This window comes from Elusimicrobiota bacterium (assembly GCA_016706425.1).
Classification (GTDB): domain Bacteria; phylum Elusimicrobiota; class Elusimicrobia; order FEN-1173; family FEN-1173; genus JADJJR01.
In genome coordinates this window covers 743,414-765,114 of the sequence record JADJJR010000001.1, presented here as the reverse complement: position 1 = coordinate 765,114, position 21,701 = coordinate 743,414, and the positions used below count along the sequence as shown (strand labels likewise).

Annotated in this window: 20 protein-coding genes and 1 pseudogene; 10 read left to right on the top strand and 11 right to left on the bottom strand. The window is 63.3% G+C overall.

Features of this window, described 5'->3' with window-relative positions:
* Positions 1–20 precede the first annotated feature (20 nt).
* From IPI56_03185 to IPI56_03155, 7 genes are read left to right on the top strand one after another with little or no spacing between them, the layout of a single operon-like run.
* Positions 21–2,099, top strand: coding sequence for a chemotaxis protein CheA (locus tag IPI56_03185; protein MBK7544745.1), 2,079 nt, complete (start codon positions 21–23; stop codon positions 2,097–2,099).
* Positions 2,096–2,542, top strand: coding sequence for a chemotaxis protein CheW (locus tag IPI56_03180; protein MBK7544744.1), 447 nt, complete (start codon positions 2,096–2,098; stop codon positions 2,540–2,542). The genes IPI56_03185 and IPI56_03180 overlap by 4 nt, the downstream gene beginning before the upstream one ends.
* On the top strand, positions 2,539–3,387 hold the full coding sequence (locus tag IPI56_03175) for a protein-glutamate O-methyltransferase CheR (GenBank protein ID MBK7544743.1): 849 nt from the start codon (positions 2,539–2,541) through the stop codon (positions 3,385–3,387). Before IPI56_03180 ends, IPI56_03175 begins: the two co-directional genes overlap by 4 nt.
* Entirely contained in the window at positions 3,375–3,758 is a 384-nt protein-coding gene (locus IPI56_03170; protein MBK7544742.1) for a response regulator, read from the top strand. The genes IPI56_03175 and IPI56_03170 overlap by 13 nt, the downstream gene beginning before the upstream one ends.
* Positions 3,745–4,179 (top strand): hypothetical protein, encoded by a 435-nt coding sequence (locus IPI56_03165; protein MBK7544741.1) that lies wholly within the window; start codon positions 3,745–3,747, stop codon positions 4,177–4,179. Before IPI56_03170 ends, IPI56_03165 begins: the two co-directional genes overlap by 14 nt.
* Complete coding sequence (locus IPI56_03160) at positions 4,176–5,237, top strand: chemotaxis response regulator protein-glutamate methylesterase (GenBank protein MBK7544740.1); 1,062 nt, start codon at positions 4,176–4,178, stop codon at positions 5,235–5,237. The genes IPI56_03165 and IPI56_03160 overlap by 4 nt, the downstream gene beginning before the upstream one ends.
* Positions 5,227–5,586 (top strand): Hpt domain-containing protein, encoded by a 360-nt coding sequence (locus IPI56_03155; protein ID MBK7544739.1) that lies wholly within the window; start codon positions 5,227–5,229, stop codon positions 5,584–5,586. Before IPI56_03160 ends, IPI56_03155 begins: the two co-directional genes overlap by 11 nt.
* A 12-nt stretch (positions 5,587–5,598) precedes the next feature.
* On the opposite strand, the gene IPI56_03150 is transcribed toward IPI56_03155, so the two are convergent.
* Together IPI56_03150 and IPI56_03145 are read right to left on the bottom strand one after the other, a co-directional pair.
* Positions 5,599–6,195 (bottom strand): YfiR family protein, encoded by a 597-nt coding sequence (locus IPI56_03150; protein ID MBK7544738.1) that lies wholly within the window; start codon positions 6,193–6,195, stop codon positions 5,599–5,601.
* The gene (locus IPI56_03145) at positions 6,192–7,610 is read right to left on the bottom strand and encodes a hypothetical protein (GenBank protein ID MBK7544737.1); all 1,419 of its coding nucleotides are present in this window, start codon (positions 7,608–7,610) and stop codon (positions 6,192–6,194) included. The genes IPI56_03150 and IPI56_03145 overlap by 4 nt, the downstream gene beginning before the upstream one ends.
* Positions 7,611–7,769: 159 nt before the next feature.
* On the opposite strand from IPI56_03145, the gene IPI56_03140 reads away from it, so the two are divergent.
* The 3 genes and pseudogenes from IPI56_03140 to IPI56_03130 all read left to right on the top strand — a co-directional run bounded on the left by IPI56_03140 (position 7,770) and on the right by IPI56_03130 (position 10,971).
* Positions 7,770–9,245 (top strand): TonB-dependent receptor plug domain-containing protein, encoded by a 1,476-nt coding sequence (locus IPI56_03140; protein MBK7544736.1) that lies wholly within the window; start codon positions 7,770–7,772, stop codon positions 9,243–9,245.
* A 31-nt stretch (positions 9,246–9,276) separates the two neighbouring features.
* A pseudogene (locus IPI56_03135) lies at positions 9,277–10,397 on the top strand (IS3 family transposase).
* Between the two features lie 46 nt (positions 10,398–10,443).
* On the top strand, positions 10,444–10,971 hold the full coding sequence (locus IPI56_03130) for a TonB-dependent receptor (protein ID MBK7544735.1): 528 nt from the start codon (positions 10,444–10,446) through the stop codon (positions 10,969–10,971).
* 601 nt (positions 10,972–11,572) lie between these two features.
* Here the strand turns inward: IPI56_03130 and IPI56_03125 are convergent.
* The 9 genes from IPI56_03125 to IPI56_03085 all read right to left on the bottom strand — a co-directional run bounded on the left by IPI56_03125 (position 11,573) and on the right by IPI56_03085 (position 21,463).
* Positions 11,573–11,875, bottom strand: coding sequence for a hypothetical protein (locus tag IPI56_03125; protein MBK7544734.1), 303 nt, complete (start codon positions 11,873–11,875; stop codon positions 11,573–11,575).
* A 1,624-nt stretch (positions 11,876–13,499) separates the two neighbouring features.
* Positions 13,500–14,330 carry a thermonuclease family protein gene (locus IPI56_03120; protein MBK7544733.1) on the bottom strand — a complete coding sequence of 277 codons (831 nt, stop codon included), beginning with the start codon at positions 14,328–14,330 and terminating at the stop codon, positions 13,500–13,502.
* 9 nt (positions 14,331–14,339) lie between these two features.
* Positions 14,340–14,561: a hypothetical protein gene (locus tag IPI56_03115; GenBank protein MBK7544732.1), complete on the bottom strand. Its 222-nt coding sequence runs from the start codon at positions 14,559–14,561 to the stop codon at positions 14,340–14,342.
* A 12-nt stretch (positions 14,562–14,573) separates the two neighbouring features.
* Complete coding sequence (locus IPI56_03110) at positions 14,574–15,236, bottom strand: class I SAM-dependent methyltransferase (protein ID MBK7544731.1); 663 nt, start codon at positions 15,234–15,236, stop codon at positions 14,574–14,576.
* A gap of 45 nt (positions 15,237–15,281) precedes the next feature.
* Complete coding sequence (locus IPI56_03105) at positions 15,282–15,710, bottom strand: hypothetical protein (protein MBK7544730.1); 429 nt, start codon at positions 15,708–15,710, stop codon at positions 15,282–15,284.
* A gap of 47 nt (positions 15,711–15,757) precedes the next feature.
* Positions 15,758–18,847 (bottom strand): efflux RND transporter permease subunit, encoded by a 3,090-nt coding sequence (locus IPI56_03100; GenBank protein MBK7544729.1) that lies wholly within the window; start codon positions 18,845–18,847, stop codon positions 15,758–15,760.
* Between the two features lies 1 nt (position 18,848).
* A complete protein-coding gene (locus IPI56_03095; GenBank protein ID MBK7544728.1) occupies positions 18,849–19,793 on the bottom strand; it encodes an efflux RND transporter periplasmic adaptor subunit in 945 nt (314 codons plus the stop codon).
* Complete coding sequence (locus IPI56_03090) at positions 19,790–21,028, bottom strand: TolC family protein (GenBank protein MBK7544727.1); 1,239 nt, start codon at positions 21,026–21,028, stop codon at positions 19,790–19,792. The genes IPI56_03095 and IPI56_03090 overlap by 4 nt, the downstream gene beginning before the upstream one ends.
* Before the next feature lie 168 nt (positions 21,029–21,196).
* Positions 21,197–21,463: a hypothetical protein gene (locus IPI56_03085; protein MBK7544726.1), complete on the bottom strand. Its 267-nt coding sequence runs from the start codon at positions 21,461–21,463 to the stop codon at positions 21,197–21,199.
* Between the last annotated feature and the right edge of the window lie 238 nt (positions 21,464–21,701).

Genomic DNA, 21,701 nt, shown 5'->3' with positions numbered 1-21,701 from the left:
GACGCGCGCCACGGAGCCCCGTGACCAACGACGCCGAATACATCAAGGAATTTGTCCTCGAAGGGCACGAAAACCTCGACCGCATCGAAGCGCTGTTGCTGCTTCTGGAAAAAGACCCGCGTTCCCCCGAGACGCTGGCCGATGTGTTCCGGGCCTTCCACACCATCAAAGGCACGAGTCGGATGTTCGATTTTCGACGCGTGGAAAAACTTTCCCACGCGGCGGAGGATTTGCTGAGCCGCCTTCGGGACGGGCAAGCCGTTTTATCGACCGACAACGTGAACTGGCTGCTCCGCGTCGTGGGAACGCTCCGTCAGCGTTTGGCCGGGATCGAGAAAGCCGGCGCCGAGGAACCGGGCGAAGACGACCCTGTTTTTTTAAACACCCCCGCCCCCCCGACCGATCCGGGGCCGACGTCCGGCATCGCCGAAAACACGCTGCGCGTGAACGTCACCGTGCTGGATCGGTTGATGGCGGAGGTCGGGGAATTGGTTCTCACCCGCAACCGTGTTTTGCAATGGTCGACCGGCCGGGGCGACCCCGAAATCGCCCTCCGGTCCCAACAGCTCAACGGGATCACCACCGAAATTCAGCACCAGGTGATGCAAATGCGCCTGCAACCGATCGGGCAAGCCTGGAACAAGGTCCCGCGTCTCGTTCGGGATTTGTGCGCCCATTTGGGCAAGAAGGCGCGGGTCGTGATGGAAGGGGCCGATACGGAATTGGACAAATCCATTTTGGAGGCGATCCGGGATCCGTTGACCCACTTGGTTCGCAACGCGCTCGACCACGGGATCGAACCCCCCGACCTCCGCGCCCGGTTGGGGAAACCGGCGGAGGGCACCGTGTCCCTTCGGGCGGAGCACGAGAGCGGTTGGGTTCTTCTGGAAATCACCGACGACGGCGCGGGCATCGATCCGGCTCGCCTGCGGGAACGCGCCATCCAAAAAGGCCTTCATTCGGCCGAGGAAGCCGGCCGCCTGGAGGACCGGGACGCCGTGGCTCTCGTTTTTCGTTCGGGTTTCTCCACCGCCGAAAAAGTCACGGAGGTGTCCGGCCGCGGCATCGGATTGGACGTGGTCAAAGACAACATCGAAAAAGTCGGCGGGGCCATCGAAATCCTTTCCGCCCCCGGGCGGGGAACAACGTTTCAAATTCGGATTCCCTTGACCTTGTCCATTGTTCCGACCTTGATTGTGAGCGACGGCCAAACCGATTTCGCCATCCCCCAAACCCACGTGATCGAATTGGTCCGGCTCGGCGGGGAACGCGCCGCTCATGTCGAATGGATGGAGGACGCCGCTGTCTTTCGCTTGCGCGGACGCTTGTTGCCCTTGGTGTTTCTGCGTCAAGCCCTCCGCCGCGAACCGCCCCCCCGTTCCGCCTCGACCGCCCAAACCCTGGTGGTGTTGCGGGCCGGGGCCCGCCCCTTCGGGCTGGTGGTGCACCGGGCCAAGGACACCGAAGAAATCGTGGAAAAGCCCCTTGGCCGGCATTTCAAGGGCCTCCCTTTTTACGAGGGCGCCTCCATTCTGGGGGACGGACGGGTCGTCCCGATCCTGGATGTGATGGGGCTCGCGGAGTCCGCCCACGTCATCTCGGCCTTGGAACGCACCCACCGCCTGGCCCCGGCCGCCGCGCCCGCGCCCCCGGCCGAAAAACGGGAGGTCCTGCTCCTCGTCGCCGGCGTGGACGACAGCCGCGCGGCGATCCCCCTGGATCGGGTCGACCGCGTGGAAGAAATTTCGACGGCGGCCATCGAACGCGTGGGCGGCCGGGAGATGATCCAATACCGGGGCGAATTGTTGCCCCTCCACCGCCTTTCCAACCTTTTGAAAGAGCGCCGGGTTCGCCCGCGATCCACCCCCGCTTCGGAACCGATGGAGGCGTTGCCGGTGGTGGTCTGCCGCGACGCGCGAAACCGCCGGGGCCTCGTGGTGCACCGCATTCTCGAAATGGTGGACACCGCCCCGGGGGACCGTCGTCCGGGAAGCCGCCACGGCGTCGCCGGCACGATCATCGCGCGGGGGCGCATCACCGAGATCCTGGATTTGGACGTTTTGTTCGAACCGCTCCCGTCCTCCGGAGGGCCGTCTTGAAACACCGCTGCGGGTTTTATATCGGCGACTTCTTTTTCTCGGTTCCCCTTGAATCGGTTCGGGAAGTCTTGAAAAAAGCCGTGGTCGCCCCTGTTCCGGGGACCCCGCCCACCGTGGCCGGCCTGCTGAACCTGCGGGGCGCCATCGTCACGGTCCTCGACATCCGGTCCCGCCTGGGCCTTGCCCCGAAGCCCTCCGCCGAACCCGGCGCCTTGCTTTTGCTGGACGACGGCGACGAATCCGTGGGGTTGAGCATCGACCGCGTGGGGGACGTGGTCGGGGTGGAGGAAGGGAGCTTCGAACCCCTTCCCGAAACCCTGCGCGGGCCGGCGCGGAGCTTGATCCAGGGGGCTTACAAACTGCCGGATCGCCTGATGTTGGCCTTGGATTTGGACGCCGTGCTCGAAGCGGAACGTTCGATGGCGGAGGGATCGGGAAAGTGAACGAAAGCGAATTCGAGTACATGCGCGCCTTGTTCCACACGGAGACGGGCATTCTCATGGACCCCGGGAAGGCGTACCTGGTGGAGTTGCGCCTGCGCTCGCTCGCGGAGCAGGCGGGGTTTTCATCGGCCAGCCTTTTTCTTCAACATTTGAAGGCGCGCCCCACCATCGGCCTGCATCGGCAGGCCGTCGAAGCGCTGCTGATCCACGAGACCCGCTTTTTCCGCGACGAGCCCGTTTTCGAATTGTTCCGTTCCCTCTTGCCCGGCCTTGTCGAGCGGGCGAGCCGGACGGGAACCCCCCTGGGGGTGTGGTCGGCCGCCTGTTCGACCGGCCAGGAGGCCTACACGCTGGCCTTCCTCCTCCGCGCGACATTGTCCGAAGAAACGCGCTTCCGGCTTTTGGCCACGGACGTCTCGGAGGAAGCCCTCGCCCGGGCCCGCGGCGGCGCCTACTCCCTTTTTGAAATCGGTCGGGGACTCCCGGACGACATCAAAAACCGCTTTTTTACCATTCACGAGGATGAGGCGCTGATCGCCGAGGACATTCGAAAGGCGATCGATTTCCGCAAACTCAATCTCGCCGGGGAATGGCCGCCCCTTTCCCCCATGGACGTCGTGTTCCTTCGCAACGTGCTGATTTATTTCGAACCGGCGTTGAAAAAAAACATCTTGAACAACGTCCACCGGGTTCTTCGCCCGGGCGGCTACCTGTTCCTCGGAAACCCCGAGGCGGCGCTTTTTGACGACCCGCGGTTTCGACCGGTGGAAACCAAGGGCGCCTGTTGTTTTCAATCCATCGATCCCACAACGGAAGGGAGGACAACCGCCCCATGCGCGTCCTGATTGCCGACGACAGCCGTGTGATGCGAAAACTCATTCTCAAAAGCCTCAAAGAAAACGGTTTCTCCATCGAGGATTGCGTGGAGGCCGAAAACGGGGAGGACGCCTGGTCCAAAATCCAGGCGGCGCCCTTCGATTTGGCCATTCTCGACATCCACATGCCGCGGCTGAACGGAGAAGCCCTCCTGACCCGGGTTCGGGCGGAGCCCTCCCACCGCGATCTGCCCATCGTGATCGTGTCGAGCGAATCCAGCGCGGCGCGCCTGGAAAGCCTGCTGGACCAACGGGCCGGCTTCATCCACAAACCCTGGACCGATGAGGATTTCCACACCCAGGTGCAACGGGCCCTGGACCCCCGCCGTGACCGCCGCTGACGACAGCCTCAACGCCGCCGCCCGCGAATGCCTGGGGCGCCTTTTCGATTTGTTTCCGACGGGCGCGTCCCCCGCGACCGCGGACATCCCGTGGGAACGCGGGGTGATCGTTGGATTCCACGGGGACAAGACCGGCCATTTCCGATTGGATTTTTACGGGGGCGCCCACGGCGACCTGATCGCCCGGTGGGTCGGCGGCCCCGTGGAGGCCGTCGACGGCAACGACGTGGCCGGCGAATTGGCCAACATCCTTTGTTGCCACGTTCTGCCCAATCTTTTCACCGCCCGCGCTCTGTTCCGTGTCGAAAGCCCGCGCGCCCACAACGCCCCGCCAACGGAGGGGGCGGCCCCCCTGGCGGTCACCCGCGTGGCGATGCCCACGGGCTGGATCGAGGCGCGCGTGATGGTGGACCCCGCGTGAAAAAACGGCGGGTCCTTCTGGCCGACGACTCCGCGGTATTCCGTCGATTTCTTTACGCCCTGTTGGTGGCGGACCCCCGCGTCGAAATCGTGGGGGAAGCCCGGGACGGCCGCCAGGCCATTGAAATGGCGCGGGACACGCGCCCCGACGTTTTGACGCTGGACGTCGACATGCCCGTGATGGGCGGAATCGAGGTTTTGGACGCCCTCCTGGCGTTTGATCCCCGTCCGGCGGTGATCATGGTCAGCCGTCTCACCGACGCGGATTCTCGCACGACCCTGGCCGCGCTGTGCCGGGGGGCCGCGGATTTTGTCCTCAAGCCGGCCGATCTCGATCGGGAGGAGGAACAGCGCGCTTTCGGGGAGGCGTTGCGCGCCAAAATTCACGCTCTGGCCGGACCTCCCCCCAGCGGCGAGCGCCTCCCCCCGCCGGCGCGCCCCCCCGGGGAACGGAAGGGCGGCCCCCCCCGGGCCGTTTTGATCGGCGCGTCCACCGGGGGGCCCAACGCCCTCTCCGTCTTGTTGCGCGGGTTGCGCGCGGACTTTCCCCTCCCCCTTCTCATCGTTCAACACATGCCGCCGGTTTTCACCGGCCTCTTGGCCGAACGGTTGTCCGCCGAATGCCCCCTGCGCGTGCGGGAGGCGCGCGAGGGGGTTGTGCCCCGCCCCGGCGAAGCGTGGATCGCCCCGGGCGATCGGCACCTCGCTGTGGCCGGGGGGGAGGCGCGCTGGTTCCTGCACCTGACCGAGGATCCGCCCGAAAACTTTTGCCGTCCGTCGGTCGACGTTCTTTTCCGTTCCGCGGCCAAAACCTGGGGCGGTCGCGCCCTCGGGGTGATCCTCACCGGCATGGGCCAGGACGGCGCCCTCGGTTGCGAAGCCTTGCGGGGGGCCGGCGGCGCGATTTTGGCTCAGGATCCGTCAAGTTCCCTTATCTGGGGGATGCCCGGAGCGGTGGTGCGGGCCGGTTGGGCGAACGAAGTGGTTCCCTTGGACCGAATGGCCAACCGACTCCAGACCTGGGCGACGTCGGCCCCGGGCGAATCCCGTGGCCTCTGATCCGGAATTGATCGAGCTTTTTTTTGCGGAAACGGCGACCAACACGGCGGTGGCCCAACAGGCCCTCGCGCCGGGTCGATCGGCGCCTCCCTCCCCGGGGGAGATCGCGACGGTGGCCCGGGCTTTCCACACGCTCGCCGGGACCGCGGGACTCCTCGGGCATTCGGAGTGGGGGCGGTTGGCCGCGGCCGCCGAACCCCTGGCGCGCCGTTGGATGGAAACGGGCCGCGTTCCTTCCGACGTCGCGGCGTTGCTTCAAAAATCTCTGGAGGCGATTGCGGGATTTGCGAAACGCCGGTCCGGTTTGCCACCCCCGGCCTTAAAGGAAAGCCTGGGGAAGGCCCCTTGAACAGGCGCGCCCTTAAAACACGTCGGCGAGATTAAGGACGGCTTCGGAAAATTTGGCCCCTTGGGCCGCGGCCGCGCCCCTGTTGATGCGAATCCGCGGTTTCCCGTCGGCGACCCCGATGGAGACGGACGCCCCCCGGCGGGCGTCCCCGGGCTCGCTGCCGAAGCAACGGATTTTCCGGGTCCGCGCCGTTTCAAAAACGGCCTGCGCCGATGCGTCGTTGAGGGCGCAAAGAAAGTAAATGTCCGGGATCGGTTTGTCTTTGATTTCGTCCACCCTCACCACTTCCGTTTCCACACCGCGCCCGCCGACCGCCAGAGCCGCCGCCCCACGCGCCAATTCGGACACTTCGGTTTTTAACCACGCCGAGTCGGCCCCGGCCGGGTCGAACACGATTTGGACACGAATTCGGTTGCGGGACTGGAGGGAATCGTCCTGGGCGAAAATTTTCGTCAAGAGGGCCAACTGCAGTTTGGAGGGAACCCGGGCCGGCGCCGCGAAGGCGCCCCAGGCCGACAAAAGCAACAACCCCAACGCCGCCCTCCGCCCCAGAGGACGGAACGCGGTGGGTTTTTCAGTGCCGACGGCCCCCCCTCCGTTTTCCCTCATCCGATGAACCTCTGCAACTGGTCGATGTGATCTTGGATTTCCTTTTGCGTCACTTGGGTGTCTTCGGTTTGCGCGAAAGTGTTCCGCGCCATTTGGGCGACCCCCGTGATGCTTTGGGCGATTTGGGAGCTGGACCGCGCCGTTTCGGCCGCGCTGACGCCGATCTCCTTGGTGATCGCGGATTGTTCCTCCATGGCCCCGGCGATGTTGCCCTGGTAGGTGTTGATTTTCTTGATGATGTCGCCGATGGCCTCGATGGCCTTGACCGCGCTGGTCGTGTCCCCTTGAATCGTCTCGACCTTGTGGCGAATTTCTTCGGTGGCCTTGGCCGTTTCTTTGGCCAAGTCCTTGACTTCCCCGGCCACCACCCCGAACCCCTTGCCCGCCTCGCCGGCCCGGGCGGCCTCGATGGTCGCGTTCAAGGCCAGCAAATTGGTTTGCTCGGCGATCCGGTCGATCACTTGAATGATTTGACCGATGTCCCCGCTGGACTCCCCCAGGCGGGTGACCGTCCGGGTCGTGGCCTCGGCGATGCGGACCGCCTCGGTCGCCACGCGGGCCGCCTCGTGGGCGTTGTGGGCCACGTCCTCGACGCTGGTGGCCAGTTCCTGGACCCCGGCCGCCACCAATTGATTGCTCCGGCTGGCCTGCTCCGCCGCGGCGGAAACGCCGTTGGAGTGGCTCATGGTTTCCTTGGCGTTGTGGCGGGCCACTTCGAGCTTTTGGGGCAGGACGACCGTGGACAATTGCTGGACCACACGCATCGCGCGGGTCAAGTCCCGCGTGACGCGGCGACCCGCCCAGGCCGACAGGGCGAGCAAACCCACGAGCGAGACGAAACAAAAAGTGTAAGTCAGCGCCCGCAATCCCCGGCCGCGGGCGAAAACCCCTCTCTCCACGTCCACCAATTCGGCTTCGATCAAGGGCGCCAAAGGTCGCATCAGAGATTGCAGACGCTGATGGCTGTCAAGGAAGACGTCGTAATTGGCGCGCGCTTTGGAAAGGTGCGTGGCGGCGAGCGCCATTGTTTCGCGGGTTTTACCGGCGAAATCCTCCAACGCGGGCGTGAGCCGGGCGAACCCATCCCGGGTTTCCGGCCGCGCGTAGGGAACCTGGGCGGCCACGGTTACGTGGCGAAGTGTTTCCTCGAGCGTGTTTTTGATGTTTTCCCGTCGGACCGGCTCGTCCTCCGTCAGATCGCCGGACAACAGCGTCAGGAGGTTTTCCCTCACCGCTTCGCGGGCCGTGCCGGCGTCGATGATCTTCTGGAGGGCTTTGTTCATCCGCGCGAGGTCCCGCGTGCCTTGGTGGGCCAAGGACACGGCGATCAAGCTGAACGCGCTGAGCGCAATGGAAAAAACCACCCCGGTGACGGAGATGATGTGGAGCCGTTTGGAAACCGTCAGTGTTTTCATGTTGTGATTCGACGATGCGGGCCGACGTCCCGGCCGTCTCCACCATACGCCCGCGACGGTCTTTTGTCAATGGGCAATTGGCCCCCCACCCTTGCGCCCGTGGCGTTTATCACCTATAAATGAAAAGCACGAAAACGACCACCCCCCGGGAGGCTTTGAATGACGTCCATCCCCACCTTGCTACGACGGTCCCGAACTTTGTCGGCCCTCCTTTTCAGTGCCGCTTTCCCCGCGGCCGCGGAAGTGGACGTGTTTTCCCTCGATTTGGAACAGTTGCTCAAAACGGACATCACCGTGACTTCCGTTTCCAACAAAGAAGAATCCCTCGGCCGGGCCGCCGCCGCCATCCACGTTTTGACCGCCGAGGAAATCCGCCAATCGGGGGCCCGGTCCGTGCCGGACCTGTTGCGGTTGGTCCCCGGCCTCTACGTGGCCCAAATCGACGGGGGCGGTTGGGCGGTGAGCGCCCGTGGTTTCGCCGACCGCTACAACAACAAGATGCTCGTGCTGCGCGATGGCCGAAGCCTCTACAGCCCGTTTTTCGCGGGGACCTATTGGGACCTCCAGGACACGCTCATCGATGACATCGAGCGGATCGAAGTGATCCGGGGACCGGGCGGCACCATTTGGGGCGCCAACGCCGTGAACGGGGTGATCAACATCGTCACGAAATCCGCCCATCAAACCCAAGGCGGATTTTTACAGGCGGGGGGCGGCACTTTCGAGCAATCCCACGGGGCGTTGCGTTGGGGGGGCAAAGCGGCCGGCGGTGCCCTGCGCGTGTACGGCCAGGGGGCCGCGTTCAACAACACCGTGGACAACGACGGGGAAGACCGCAACGACGCGCGCCGCGCCTACCGCGGTGGAATGCGTTTCGACAGATCCTCCGAGGACGGGTCCGTGATGGCCCAAGCCGAAATCTACAACCACCCCGCCCGGAACACCTACCGTGTGGCCGAATTGGCGCCGGGAGGGGTCACCCTGTGGCAGGATGATTTTGTGTCCCGGGGCGGGCACGCCTTGGTCGACGCCCAGCGAAGAATCGGCGCCCGGAATCGGCTGGGTCTTCGGGTGTATTACGACCGGGCCGAACGCACGCAGTCCTACATCCAACCCACCTACGACACCCTGGACGCCCAAACCCAACACACCTACGACGGGGACCGGCACGGGGTGGTGTGGGGCGCGGGGTTCCGTTGGTGGCAGGACCATTCCCTCGGCTCAACGGTGGGCACCGCCGATCAACCTTCCCACACGCACCGCACCTACAGCGCTTTTCTGCAGGATGAAATAAAAATTGTGCCCCGACGCTGGTCCGTCACCGCGGGGTCAAAACTGGAATGGAATGATTTCACCGGCACCGAAATCCAACCCCGCTTGAACACCGCCCTGTCATTGAACGACGACCACACCGTTTGGGGCGCTGTGTCCCGGGCGGTGCGGACACCCTCCCAGGTGGAAGACACCGGCGCCTTCCGCTATCTGCTCGTCGCCACGTTCCCCGCCACGGTCTTCGGGGTGATCCGGGGGGACTCGGAATTGAAGGCGGAAACTCTTATGGCCTATGAAGTGGGCTACCGGGGCCGCCCCGACGTTCCCCCGGTAAACCAGGCCAAACGCAATTGGGATTCCTAGGTGCTAGTATAGACCAAATGGAGGCCCAAAAATGGCTCGGAAGCGATACACCGAAGAGCAGATCGTAGCGATTCTGAAGGAAGCGGCGGCGGGCGCGAAGACAGACGATATTTGCCGGCAGTACGGGGTCAACCGCAATACGTTCTACGCGTGGCGGACGAAATTCACCGGGATGACGGTCCCGGACGTGAGGAAACTCCGATCCCTTGAGGATGAGAATCTGAAGCTCAAGCGGAAAATCGGGGAATTGACGATGGACCTGGACGCGGCAAAGGAGCTGCTCTCAAAAAACTGGTAAGGCCCAAGGCAAGGCGTGCGGCGGCGAAACACGCGGTGGAAGTCTTGGGCCTGACGGGAAGACGAGCGTGCCGGTTGACGCGATTGTGCCGAGCGACGTGGCAATATGTGCCGAGCCTGAATCGGCTGAAAACGTGGCGCTTCGCGCGCGGATACGGGAACTGGCGGCGCAGAGGCGGCGGTTCGGAGCGCCGCGGATATGGCTCATGCTGGATCGGCAGGGTTGGAAGGTCAACCATAAGCGGGTGCATCGGATTTACGTCGAAGAACGGCTCTCTTTGAGGTTGAAAAGGCGCAAGAAGCAAGCGGCGGTGGTTCGTGTGCCTTTGGCGAAACCGACCGGGCCAAATCAGGCGTGGTCGATGGACTTCGTATGGGACATGCTGAGAAACGGAAGACGGGTGAAGATGCTGACGGTGGTGGACGATTTTACCCGGGAGTGCCTGGCCATCGAGGTTGACTTTGGGATCAATGGCCGCCGGGTGGCGCAAACGCTGGAAGGGTTGATGGAATCCCGGAAGGTCGGCGGGATTCGCTGCGACAACGGCCCCGAATTTACGGGCAACGCGCTGGACGGTTGGGCTTACGAAAGGGCGTGCGGTTGGACTTCATCCGTCCGGGCAAGCCGAACGAGAATGCCTTCATCGAAAGTTTCAACGGGCGGTTACGGAGGAGTGCCTTAACGATAACCAGTTCTTGACAATGGTCGAGGCGCAGACGGTCATCGAGGCGTGGAGAAAAGATTACAATGAGAAACGGCCGCATGGCTCGCTGAATGGGCTCACGCCCAGCGAGTTTGCAGAGAAGCACAAGACGGATTCAGCACCCGAGAAATACCAATTGCCAATGGCCTGAAAAGCGGGGGAACGTCGGCCCCACGCCACGGACCGGGCTGGACATCGTGGGCTTTTACAATCGCTACGAACGGCTGATCAACATCGACCGCACCGCGCCCTTGACCTTCGCCCCCCTGGAAAAACCCCTGCCCTGGACCAACAGCGACCCCGGTTGCGTTTACGGCGGCGAGGCGAGCGGGCGATGGAACCCGAGCCGGGTGTGGACGTTGTCGTCAGCCTACTCCTTTTACCAGGAGCATCTTCGCACCGCCGACCGGTTCGAAGCCTCCTACCCCAAACACATGGGGCGCCTGCAATCTTATTGGGACATGACACCCACGCTGGGTATGACGAACACCGCGCTTTATTATTCGACCATCGATTTAAAACACGCCGATCGGGCCTTCCGCATCGACGCCTATTGGCGGGTCGATCTGGCTTTGAGTTGGCGGCCCGCCCCCACCGTCGAATTCCTTGTGGCCGGACGGAACCTGCTTGATCCCCGCCACCCCGAATACGGCACCATCATCTTCGACGCCGCCGGCCAGGTTCCCCGTTCCGTTTACGCCCAGGTCACCCTAAAAACGCGCTGAGGTCCCTCCCCCCCCAAAAAAACGAAACCCAACGGCGTCGCCGTCGGGTCATGGTTTCGTTTCTGGCCGTGAGGTTGAGAGCGTTCTGGACCGTGCGCCCACCGCCCCCGGGAAAGGCCCTTGGATTCACCAACGGGGCCCGGGGCGTCGTGCGGGCCACAAGGCCCCGGGACAAATGGCGAGATATTTGAAATCCCGCGAAATAAGGCCCGACTTCTCTTCCCAAATATAACACATAGCTACTGGGGAACCTATCGTCAAACCGGGCAATACTACCTCCGCCCTTCTAAATTGTCGGTTGATGATGAACTCACGACCATATAGCGCCCCTTGGGTTGCCGTTCCCCTCGCCCGCGTGCGGGAGAGGGTGCCCCGGACGGGGCCGGAGAGGGCGGACGTTTCCCTCGCCCCTTGGGAGAGGGTGGCCGAAGGCCGGGTGAGGGGCCGAATTTTCCGTCGGGAATTCATCCTTCACCTTTCAATAATGAATTTGTGACGGTTATACCCGCCGCCTTCCAGCGCGGGACACACCGCGCCGCGTCGTCTTCGCTGATCACCATGACGAGAAGGGACGGCGTTCCGCGCCTCGCGTTCCCGTCGGTCACATCGCCGCATCGTCGTCACTGGCGAAGTGTGACGAGAGGATGGACAACGCCGCCGCGTCCCGTTGTCCATCCGACATCCCGCCGCGTCGTCGTCCCTGAGTGGCGGCGTCATCGTTGGCGGGGACAGCACCCGCCGCCATGTCACGGCGGGAAGGAATCCACAGCCACACGCCGACATGATCCCGCCGCCCGTCCTCGTCGTCCCGCCGGATGGATGGACACCGCCGCCGGGCTTCGTCTTTGTCCCGGCCGGAGGGATAACGGCCCCGGCTGTCGTCCCCTGGAAAACCGGAAGCCACCGCCGCCGGGAGAAAACCCCCGCCCTGTTTCGTGAATCGGGGACCGGGGATCGTGATCCGGCCGCGTGGGGATGATCCCGCCCGGTGTCGTTTTCCCGACGGATGGACGCCGCCCGCCGCGAAAACCAGAAGAAGCCACCCCCCGGAAGAAGCGAGTCCCGCGCCCGGAAAGAAAACCCGGGCGCTTGAACATGGCCGGGGAAAAGGCGGGGCGACCGTGGCGCTCCGCCGGAAAACCCCGGCGCTGTGTCGCTGGCGGGGGAAGGGGATCATCGCCCGGGCGCTCGGACAGAAACCCCCGCCCTGTGTCGTCCGGGGAGAGACGGGGGCGCGGCCCGGCCCGGCACGAGAGCGTGCGCCGGTCCAGGCCGCTCGGTCGTCGCTGACGGTTAAACGTCCGGTCCGGCGGAGTGACGGCACCCGCTCCGGCCTTCGGAGAAAAACCGCACCGGCCGCCGCCACGAAAAACGGGCGGCGTCGGCCGGTGCCCCGCTTCCCTCGCCGCGTCGGCGGCAGAGAACGCCGCCGCCGCACCTCGGCCCGCTGTGCTGGCGGACGGACGCCCGGCGCGCCGCACGAAAAACTTGCGCGGCGCACCTCCTCGGGGCGACTGTTTCGTTTCCGCTCCGGTCTTCGGCCAAACCAAACCACCCCCCGCAGAGTGTCGCCCTCCCGGACTTGACCCGCCGTCGCCCGGTGCAGGTCACGCCCCCGCCCGCCGTTGGCGGGCCCGCTGTCCGGGCCGGGGGGCCGGGTCGTTGGCCGGTGGCCTTTTGGGGGGGCGCGCGCAAACCTAAAATCGAAAAGGTTGCGGCCCCCCGGCCCGGCCATCGGTGTCGGGGCTGAAAAACGCCCCGCCAGGGGGCGTTTAGTTGTGCCTGTCAGGCACTATTTGTCCGGTGTTTTTGCCCCTGTCTTCCAGGTGGGTTTCTCTTCACGGCTCCCAAAAGGTGCGGCCCAACCCGCCGGAGCCATGTGCCAAACTCAGCCGGGGGGGGGCGTGGAATACCCTGGGGGGGTATTTCGTCTGGAGGGAGGGGTTCGCTTCACAACAAAATCAGAAGTGGTTCCCATCGCAAGCTCGGAGCTATATGCGGTGGTCTAAACGCGCCCCCTCCCCCCGGGCTTTGCTCCGTAGTTCCGTCGGTGGGTTTGGGTTCGTCTCATCCGCTTTCGTCCGTCTCCGCTCCGTCACCAACGGCCCGGCCAGGTGCGCGGCAAAAACCGCCGCGCACGGGGCGGGGGCGCAGCCCACCGGGGGGCAACCCCCCTCCCCCGCGCCCACCCCACGACAATCCCGGCCAGAGGCCGCGCGCAAAATTCGCGCGTCCCGCCCTCGACGCGCCCGGCCTGTCGGCCTTGGGCGCATCCAGGCGCGGAAACCCTGCGCCGGAGCGCCGCGTCTCGTGGCTTCACCCCGCCCGAGTCCCGGCCGAACCTCTCGCCGGGGAAACCCACCCCGGCCTCGCGGAGCTCGCCCGTCCGGCTCACCCTCGCGCCTTCAGCGCGCCGGCCTCGCCGCCCGCGCCAACCCCGCGCGACGGCCAAAAAACAAGACGCCGGTGGGGAAACCCTCTCCTCACCGGCGTCCACCCCTGATTTTCTCCGGGCTCTCGCCCGAAAATCAGAAACCCGAAACCGCTCTCGCCAACCCCCGGTTGATAAGCTCCTGGTTCAGCCAGTTCCCGTCGGTAAAAACTTTCTCCCGCTCCATCTCCGGGTCCAAGGTATAGAACACATGCGCCACGTACCGCCCGTGAGCGTCCACCTTCCCCGTCCGAATGACCACCCTCTTGGCCTTCGCCAGTTGGCTCAGGACATACTCTTGGGCCTCCGGCCCGCCGTCCTCGCCCAACGCCGGGGCGTCCAAACAGGCCAGCCGGAGCCGCTGTTCCTTCCAGACCTCAAACCCAAGGTCGGCCATCACAAGCAGAGTGTCCCCGTCCACAACCCGCAGAATGGTGGCGACATAGGTAAAGGGTCCGCCCGTCGGGCGCGTCAACTTCTTTCCGCCCTTCCCCGACGGGGTGACGGCGCTATCGTCCCGGACAGCCTCCACAAGTTTTTCGTAGCTCCAATGTTCTTTCTCCACCTTCTCGATGTAGTAGCCCCGCTCCTTCTCGTTCCCGACGGTCAAGAGGAGCCGCCACGATGTCCAAGGGATGGAGTATTCCGGCGCGCTTTTCGGATAGTCGTTATAGAACTGGATGCACCGGACCAGAGTGGAGCGGTCCGTTTTCAGAGCGACCGCCAATTTTTCCATGACGGCGTCGCCGTAACCGGCGGTCTCCGTCAGGCCTTCATCTTCAATCCGGCGGCCGACGGCCCAATAGGTCCGCACAAGTTCCATGTTCGCGGCGGACTTCACCCGCGCCCGCCCCTCGTTGATGATCTTGTTCAAATCATCGACGAGCTTGTTGTAACCCGTCGTCGTCAACACGGAATCTTTAGGCATCTCGCCTCCTCACTTCGTTCGGATTCTCGGGGGGGCTCCGCCGCCTTGCCCCTCTGGGGCTCCGGCCCGGCATTGTCCCGAGAGAGATATCCCCACCAGGCTCTCACGGGGAGCCTCTTTCAACCAGAGCGCCTTCCCGGAAACGAAGGCGATGCAGGCCTCCAAAACGTTCCATCCGACGAGGACGTACTGGTAAATGAAGGCCTTTTTGACCAAACGGGTTTTATCCATGGGGGGGGAGGATCATTTTTCCTGCGCTTCCCTTTGTTTATTTCCAACGAGAATACGGGTGTAGAGGGCCTTCTTCTCCTCCTGGAGCACGCATCCCCGTCGATCAAACTCAACAGGCCAATCCGTCCGCATGAATTCCAAAACGTGCGGCGGCTCGAACACCAGGAAGAAAAGCCGGAGGAGGAGCCTCCCTACGGCGGCGGACGGCCAGTCGTAGTCCGCCACGTAAATCCGCCCGCCGGGTTTCACGACGCGGACCATCTCATCCAGGACGCGGGCGCGAAGGTCCGGCGGCAGTTCGTGCAGAGCCAGCGAGATCATGGCGGCGTCGAATGACCCGTCCTCGAATTCCAGTCGGGCGGCGTCCATCGCGCGGAACGTCACGCGCCCTCGGTCCTTCGGAGGAACCTTGCGCTCCGCCACGGCCAACATGGGGACGGACAGGTCGATCCCGATGACTTGCGCCCCCGGACGGTGCGCCGCCACCGCCAGCGCGCCCCGCCCGGTTCCCGCGCACACGTCCAAAATGCGGCGTGCGTCCGGCGGAACCGCCTCGGCCAGAATGCGGCGGGGGTTCCGGGATGGCGCGGTTATGAAAACAAGGTCGAACGCGTCATAAAACAAACTCATCCAACGGAATTTCCGATCTATCCTGCCCTTCCAATTGTCAGGCATGACCATCCCTTTCCGACAATAAATCGATGCCACATGAGGAACAATCTAGAATTCGTGAGGGGATGAACGCAAGACCTTCGCGGTATCGTGGAAGCGGACGCGCACTTTGGACCCCGGTTTCAGGTCCTCCGGCAAGCGCGACTCGAAACGGAACCGCCGCCCGACCAGGGTGCTCATCCAGGCTTTGACCTCGAACGTCCCCGTCGTCACGACTTCCCCGTCCGGGCCGAACAGGCTCATGTCGATGTGGCCCGGATGGCGTCGCCGTCCGAAGTTGCTGTCGACGGCCCACCCTTCTACGTAGACCCCTTTTTCATCCCGCAACACCTTCACGTCGGCCAGGGCGATGCGGTCCGCGCTTACCGGCTCCAACAGGATATCCGACACCGGCGTCCCGGCCGCCCGTTTCTGAAAACCCGCGCAGGCCGATAAAAATAGAACGGCCGCGCCGATGATTATTCCGTTGCGTTTCATGATAAGCCTCCTATGGATCAATTTTAAACCGCCGCGCCCAAGACCGATCACGCCGGTCTCTCCCCTCGGGAGAAATAGGCGTACAACACCGGCAGGATGATCAGCGTCAGCGCGGTGGACGTCAATAATCCGCCGATCACCACCACGGCCAACGGCCTTTGAACTTCGGAACCGGGGCCGACGGCGAAGAGCATCGGCGTCAGGCTCGCCACGGTGATGAGCGCGGTCATGAGCACGGGACGCATCCGTCGTTTGCACCCTTCGGGGATTGCCTCCTCCATGGGCATGCCTTTGGCGCGCAATTGATTGATGTACGTCACCAGCACCACGCCGTTAAGAACGGCCACCCCGAACAACGCGATGAACCCCACCGCCGCCGGAACCGACAGGTACAGCCCGGAGATGAACAGCGCCGCGATGCCTCCGGCCATCGCCAGCGGCAAGTTCAAAAGGACCAACACGGCTTGCCGCAGGGAGTTGAACGTCATGGCCAACAGAAGAAAAATCAGCAGGATGGTCGCCGGAACGATGACGGCCAGCGTCTTCATGGCCCTCTGCTGATTCTCGAATTGCCCGCCCCACGTCAGGTAATAGCCTTCCGGCAGAGGCACGGCCTTCCGGATTTTTTCCTGCGCCTCGGCCACGAATCCCCCCAGGTCCCGGCCGCTCACGTTGGCCTCCACCAGGATGCGCCTTTTGCCGGATTCCCGCCCGATCTGCACCGGCCCCTCCACGCGCTTGATGCTCGCCAAAACGGAAAGCGGCACCCGCGCGCCCGATGGCGAGGCGATCACGATCTCGCCCAACGCCGTGAGGGAGTTCCTTTCGGTCTCCGGCAGCCTCACGGTGATGTCGAAGGCCCGGTCTCCCTCATACACCACTCCGGCGGATTTACCGCCCAGCGCGGTTTCGATGACGTCGTTGATGTCGGACACGTTCAGCCCGTAGCGTGAGATCATGCCCCGGTTCATCTCGATGTTCACGTAGGACTGCCCGCCCTGCCGTTCCAACGCCACGTCCGTCGCGCCCCGCACTCCGCCAAGGACGGCGGCGATGGCGGCGGCTTTTTGGGTGAGCACGTCCAGGTCGTCGCCGAAGAGCCTCACGGCCAACTGCGACCGCGTCCCGGCCACCAGTTCGTCGATGCGGCATTGGATCGGCTGGCTGAAACCGATCACCACGCCGGGGATGACGGCCAAGGCTTCCCGCATCTTCTCGAAAAGCTCCTCCCGTGTTTTCGCCGTCTTCCATTCCTTGCGCGGCTTGAGCACGCCCAGGAACCCCGTCTTCTCCACCCCGCGCGCCTCGATGGCCCGTCCGGTCCAGCCCGTTTTGGAAACCACCGTCTCGAGCTCCGGGAATTCCATGAGTATCCGTTCAATCTTCTTCGCCGCTCCGGCGGATGTTTCCAAGGAGGCTCCGGGCAAAATGCCGGTGTCCATATCGAAAGACCCTTCGTCCATCACCGGCACGAACTCCGTCCCCAATCGCGGCACCAGCGCCAGGCACCCGGCCAGCAGAAGCCCTCCCGCCAAAAGCACCTTCCTCGGGTGCGCCATGCTCCACGCCAAGGTCGGGCGATACAAACGCCCGGCCAAGGTCAAGAGCGGACTTTCCTTGTCCGGCGCGGGGCGCAACGCCGTCGCGCACAAAGCCGGAATGACGGTCAATGACAAAAGCAGAGAAGCGAAGAGGGCCAGCATCACCGTCAACGCCAGCGGCCCGAACATTTTTCCCTCGATGCCCTCCAGCGCGAGGATGGGAATGAACGTCAGCGCGATGATCAACTCGCCGAAGATGCTCGGTTTCCTCACCTCGATGATGGCATCGGCCACGGCCTTGTCCCTGTGCTCGGCCTCCCGGCGGGAGCCCAGGTGGTGCAAGACGTTCTCCACCTGGATGATGGTCGAATCGATGATCATGCCGATGGATATGGCCAGGCCGCCCAAGGACATGAGGTTGCCGGAAATCCCGAATCGCCGCATGGCCAGGAAGGTCAAAAGCGACGCCAGAGGCAGCGCCATGATGGTGACGAACGATCCCCGGAAACTCAGCAGGAACAGATAGAGAACCACCACCACGATGGCGGAGCCCTCCGCCAGCGCCTTGACGATGGTGGCCACGCTGCTGTTGATCACGGTGTCCCGCGTGTAGAACGCTTTCATCTTCATTCCGGCGGGCAACACCCCGGACGCGTTGATCTCGGCCACTTTTTCCGAAACCCGGCCCACCACTTTCCGGCTGTTCTCGCCCTTGAGCATCATGACCACGCCGCCCACGGCCTCTTTCTTTCCGTCGATGAACGACGCCCCCTGGCGCACGGCATGGCCTTCCCGCACGCGGGCGACGTCTTTCACCAGCACGGGCGATCCGCCGCGATCCGCCACCACGATGTCGCCCAGCTCCGCCGCGCTTTTAATCAGCCCCAACCCGCGTATGAGGAGCTGTTCCCCCGACGATTCCAGCAACCCGCCTCCCACGTTGGAGTTGTTGCGGCCGATGGCGTCGTAAAGCTCCTTCAGGCTCACGTTGTACTGCGTCATCAAGTCCGGCAGAGCCACCACTTGATATTCCTTGATGAAACCGCCGAACGAATTGATGTCGCCCACGCCCGCCACGCTTTTCAGGATCGGCGACACCACCCAATCCTGCAGGGTGCGCATCTCGGTCAATTGGGCGGGCGTCTCCGTCTCCCGTCCCGTGTCGAGGGTGTATTGGTAGATTTCACCCATGGCCGTGGCGGGCGGACCCATGGCGATTTCAATGCCCTCCCCCAGCTTCTCGCGCGCCTCCGTCAACCGCTCGGACACCTGTTGCCGGGCGAAGTACAGGTCCGTGCCGTCCTTAAAGACGACAGTCACCACCGAAATCCCGTATTTAGACGCCGAACGCAATTGCGTGAGGCCCGGCAGGCCGCGCAACACGTTCTCCACCGGATAGGTCACCAGTTTTTCCACTTCGAGGGGGGACTTGCCCGCCGCCGTAGAGACGATTTCCACCTGCACGCTGGTCACGTCGGGAAAAGCGTCGATGGGAAGGGAACGCAGAGAAGCCGCCCCCACGCAGGCCACCAGAAACGCGGCCGCCAGCACCAACCATTTGTGCCGGATGGAAAAAGCGATCATGTTGTTCAACATGTCAATGTCCCTCCCCCATCTGCTCCTTCATCATTTCCGATTTCAACAGGAAGGACCCTTCCACCGCCACGCTGTCCCCGGGGGCGACGCCCTTGAGTATCTCCACCAAGCCGTCTTTCTCCCGGCCGATTTCAACAGGCCTCGGAACGAACGAAGACTCTCCCGTCTTGACGAAAACAAAAGGCCCGGTGGGGCCGTTCTGCACGGCGTCGGCGCGAACCGAGGCCCCTTGAAAATGCCCGCCGGTGTGCACGGCGGCGTCGATGAACATGCCGAACTTCATGAGCCCGGCGGGGTTCTCGATCGCCACCCGCGTTTTGACCGTGCGGCTGACCGTATCGATTTCGGGGGAAATAAAGGCGACCTTCCCTTTGAACACTTCACGCGGATAGGCCGTGGTCCGTATTTCAACCTTTTGCCCCGGCCGCACCTGTCCAAGGCTTCGCTCGGGAATGTCCAACACTCCCCAAAGCGGGTCCACGTCGGTCAACGTGAAAAGGAACGTCATTTCGTCGACAGAGTCCCCTTCGCCGACGTGCAACGCCGTCACGATGCCCTTGTGAGGGGCGGTCACGTTCGACAGGCCCCCGGCGGGGGATTTGATGGCCGCCAGCACGTCGCCCGGGTTCACCGCCTGCCCCAGGGAAACGGCGAGGGTTTCAATCCGGCCGGGTCCGCCGGCCGTCACGTGGTGGGGCTTTTGCGCGTCCTGAAGGACGCGGCCCATGGCCTGGAAGGTTTCCGGCACGGAGGATTGTTTCACCGTTTCCGTCATGATGCCGCCCTCCTTCTGCGCCTCGACGGACACCTCGATGGTTCCCGCGTTGTGCGAGCCGCTTTCTCCCGCTTCGGCGGCGTGCTCCTCCGATGCGCCGGAGGTTCCGCCGCCGCAACCCACAAGGCCGATGAAGGCCGCAGACATCAAAACATGGATGAACGTTTTCATTTCTCGTCTCCTTTATTGACCACGGCATCCAACTGCGCGGTCCTCTCATAGAATTCTTTTAATGCGTCCAGATAGCTGATGTTTTCCTCAAGGAACACCCGATTGGTTTCGTAAAAGGACGTCAGGCCGATTTTCCCGGACAGATATTCCTGCGCCGCCGTTCGTCGGAGGTCGTTGAGCATGAACACGGTTTCCCGCGCGGCGGCCAGACGCTTTTGCGCCAGCCCCATCTCCAGCCAAGCACCATGGACCTCCCGCCGGATGTCCAGTTCCAGGCGTTTTCCCTCGTAACCCAGCGAGGCTTTGCGGGCCAGCGCCATTTTAATTTCGCCCTTGTTGTTGTACCAGAGCGGCAGTTCCAAACCCAAAGACAGCTTGGAATATCCCTCCCCGCCGTCAACCCCGCGTATGAACCCCACTTCCGGTACGGGCAAGCGCTTTCCCTTTTCAAGCTTCACGGTCAGGTCCGCCGCTTTTTCGCTGAAGGCCAAAGCGCGCGGCTCGGCGCGAGCGGTCAGGGCCTGGGCCGTGTAATGTTCCAACGGTTCCAGGGTCGGAGGAACGGGTGCCAAGCTGAAACCGCCGTTTTCCGACACGGCCACCGTCGCGTCCGGCCGTCGGCCCATGAGACTGTTCAATTCACCCGCCGCGCGGCTCACCATCGTCTCCGCTTCCTGAAGGTGGAGCCTGCTGCGGGTGACTTCCACCTTGGACCGGGCCAAGTCCGAGTTGCCCGCCTCCCCGGTCTGCATCCTCATTTCGATCTTGTTGAGGAGGTCCATGGAGAATTTAAGGTTCGTCTCCTCGAAACGGCGGCGTTCTTTGGAAATGCGCAACGCGTACCAGGCTTTGCGGGCCTCGGCAAGGATCACAGTCTCCAGGGCTTCCAGTTCCAATTTCCCCGCCTCAAATTCGGCCAGGGCCGCCGAGCGGGCCGTGCCCGCCCTGCGCGTCAACGGCACGGGCTGAGAGGCTTTCACCTCATACCCGTCGGTATCGCCGGAAGCGGATTTCTCCATTTCCAAACTCGGATTGGGAAACGCCGAGTTGACGGCCACATCCGCCTCCAACAGGCCCAAGCGCCACCGGGCCGATGATAATGACGGGTTCTTTTCTTTTACTTCTGCGATGACGCCGGACAAGGTCAGTCCGTCCTCCCCCGGCCCTTCCAAACCCCGAACGAGAACGGGGGACAAAAGGGTCAGGAGAATAAGGAAAAACAGCGATTTGCTCATTTTTCACTCCATTCAATGGATCGATCCCAAACGCTTCATGCGCCGGGAATAAATCCGTATGGTTTTAGGGACGGATGGACTGTCCCTTGATTGGTGGTTTGTTTAAAAAACGGGCTTTCCCCGGCGATAAATAAACAGTGGGCCGGGAAAATCCGTTACAGGCGCGTTTTAGACGGAGGTTTTAGGAGGGTGAAAAATATCTTTTGCGGTGAGGAACGAAGAAAAAACGGACCGCTCAAAGTGAGCCGGGTATTCCTTGGCCGCAACGCCGTCCCCGTCGATCAACATGGGAACGATGTGAGGCCCGCATACGCAGGCGTGGCAAACATCGGTCGTCACTTCGCCCGATGCGCAGGAACTCGAAGCGTCTTGAACCATTCCGAAGAGGAACAGGCTCAAGGCGAACATAAAGAACCAACGGCGACCACGTTTCATAACACAAGTGTAACATCAATGCTCTTCTCTCGCAAATTTACGTCGGTGGCGCTGATATCGGGATACTTCCACCACCCCATCACCTGCGAAACCCGGTCGCGGCTGTTCCTCCTCGGTAAAACTCGTCGGAACCGGCCCGGTTTCAACCGGGCGTCCCATTCGTGTGCCACCGGCACACGGGACCCTCGATCCGGCCACAGAATTCGGTTGCGAGCCCTCACCCAGGACGGCCCGGGGT

Bases quoted from the DNA above. Each gene is read 5' to 3' on its own strand.
- IPI56_03105 (MBK7544730.1), bottom strand. From the start codon at position 15,710: ATGAAACGCAACGGAATAATCATCGGCGCGGCCGTTCTATTTTTATCG.
- IPI56_03100 (MBK7544729.1), bottom strand. From the start codon at position 18,847: ATGTTGAACAACATGATCGCTTTTTCCATCCGGCACAAATGGTTGGTG.
- IPI56_03090 (MBK7544727.1), bottom strand. From the start codon at position 21,028: ATGAGCAAATCGCTGTTTTTCCTTATTCTCCTGACCCTTTTGTCCCCC.
- IPI56_03120 (MBK7544733.1), bottom strand. From the start codon at position 14,330: ATGCCTAAAGATTCCGTGTTGACGACGACGGGTTACAACAAGCTCGTC.
- IPI56_03150 (MBK7544738.1), bottom strand. From the start codon at position 6,195: ATGAGGGAAAACGGAGGGGGGGCCGTCGGCACTGAAAAACCCACCGCG.
- IPI56_03095 (MBK7544728.1), bottom strand. From the start codon at position 19,793: ATGAAAACGTTCATCCATGTTTTGATGTCTGCGGCCTTCATCGGCCTT.
- IPI56_03170 (MBK7544742.1), top strand. From the start codon at position 3,375: ATGCGCGTCCTGATTGCCGACGACAGCCGTGTGATGCGAAAACTCATT.
- IPI56_03110 (MBK7544731.1), bottom strand. From the start codon at position 15,236: ATGCCTGACAATTGGAAGGGCAGGATAGATCGGAAATTCCGTTGGATG.
- IPI56_03140 (MBK7544736.1), top strand. From the start codon at position 7,770: ATGACGTCCATCCCCACCTTGCTACGACGGTCCCGAACTTTGTCGGCC.
- IPI56_03085 (MBK7544726.1), bottom strand. From the start codon at position 21,463: ATGAAACGTGGTCGCCGTTGGTTCTTTATGTTCGCCTTGAGCCTGTTC.
- IPI56_03115 (MBK7544732.1), bottom strand. From the start codon at position 14,561: ATGGATAAAACCCGTTTGGTCAAAAAGGCCTTCATTTACCAGTACGTC.
- IPI56_03145 (MBK7544737.1), bottom strand. From the start codon at position 7,610: ATGAAAACACTGACGGTTTCCAAACGGCTCCACATCATCTCCGTCACC.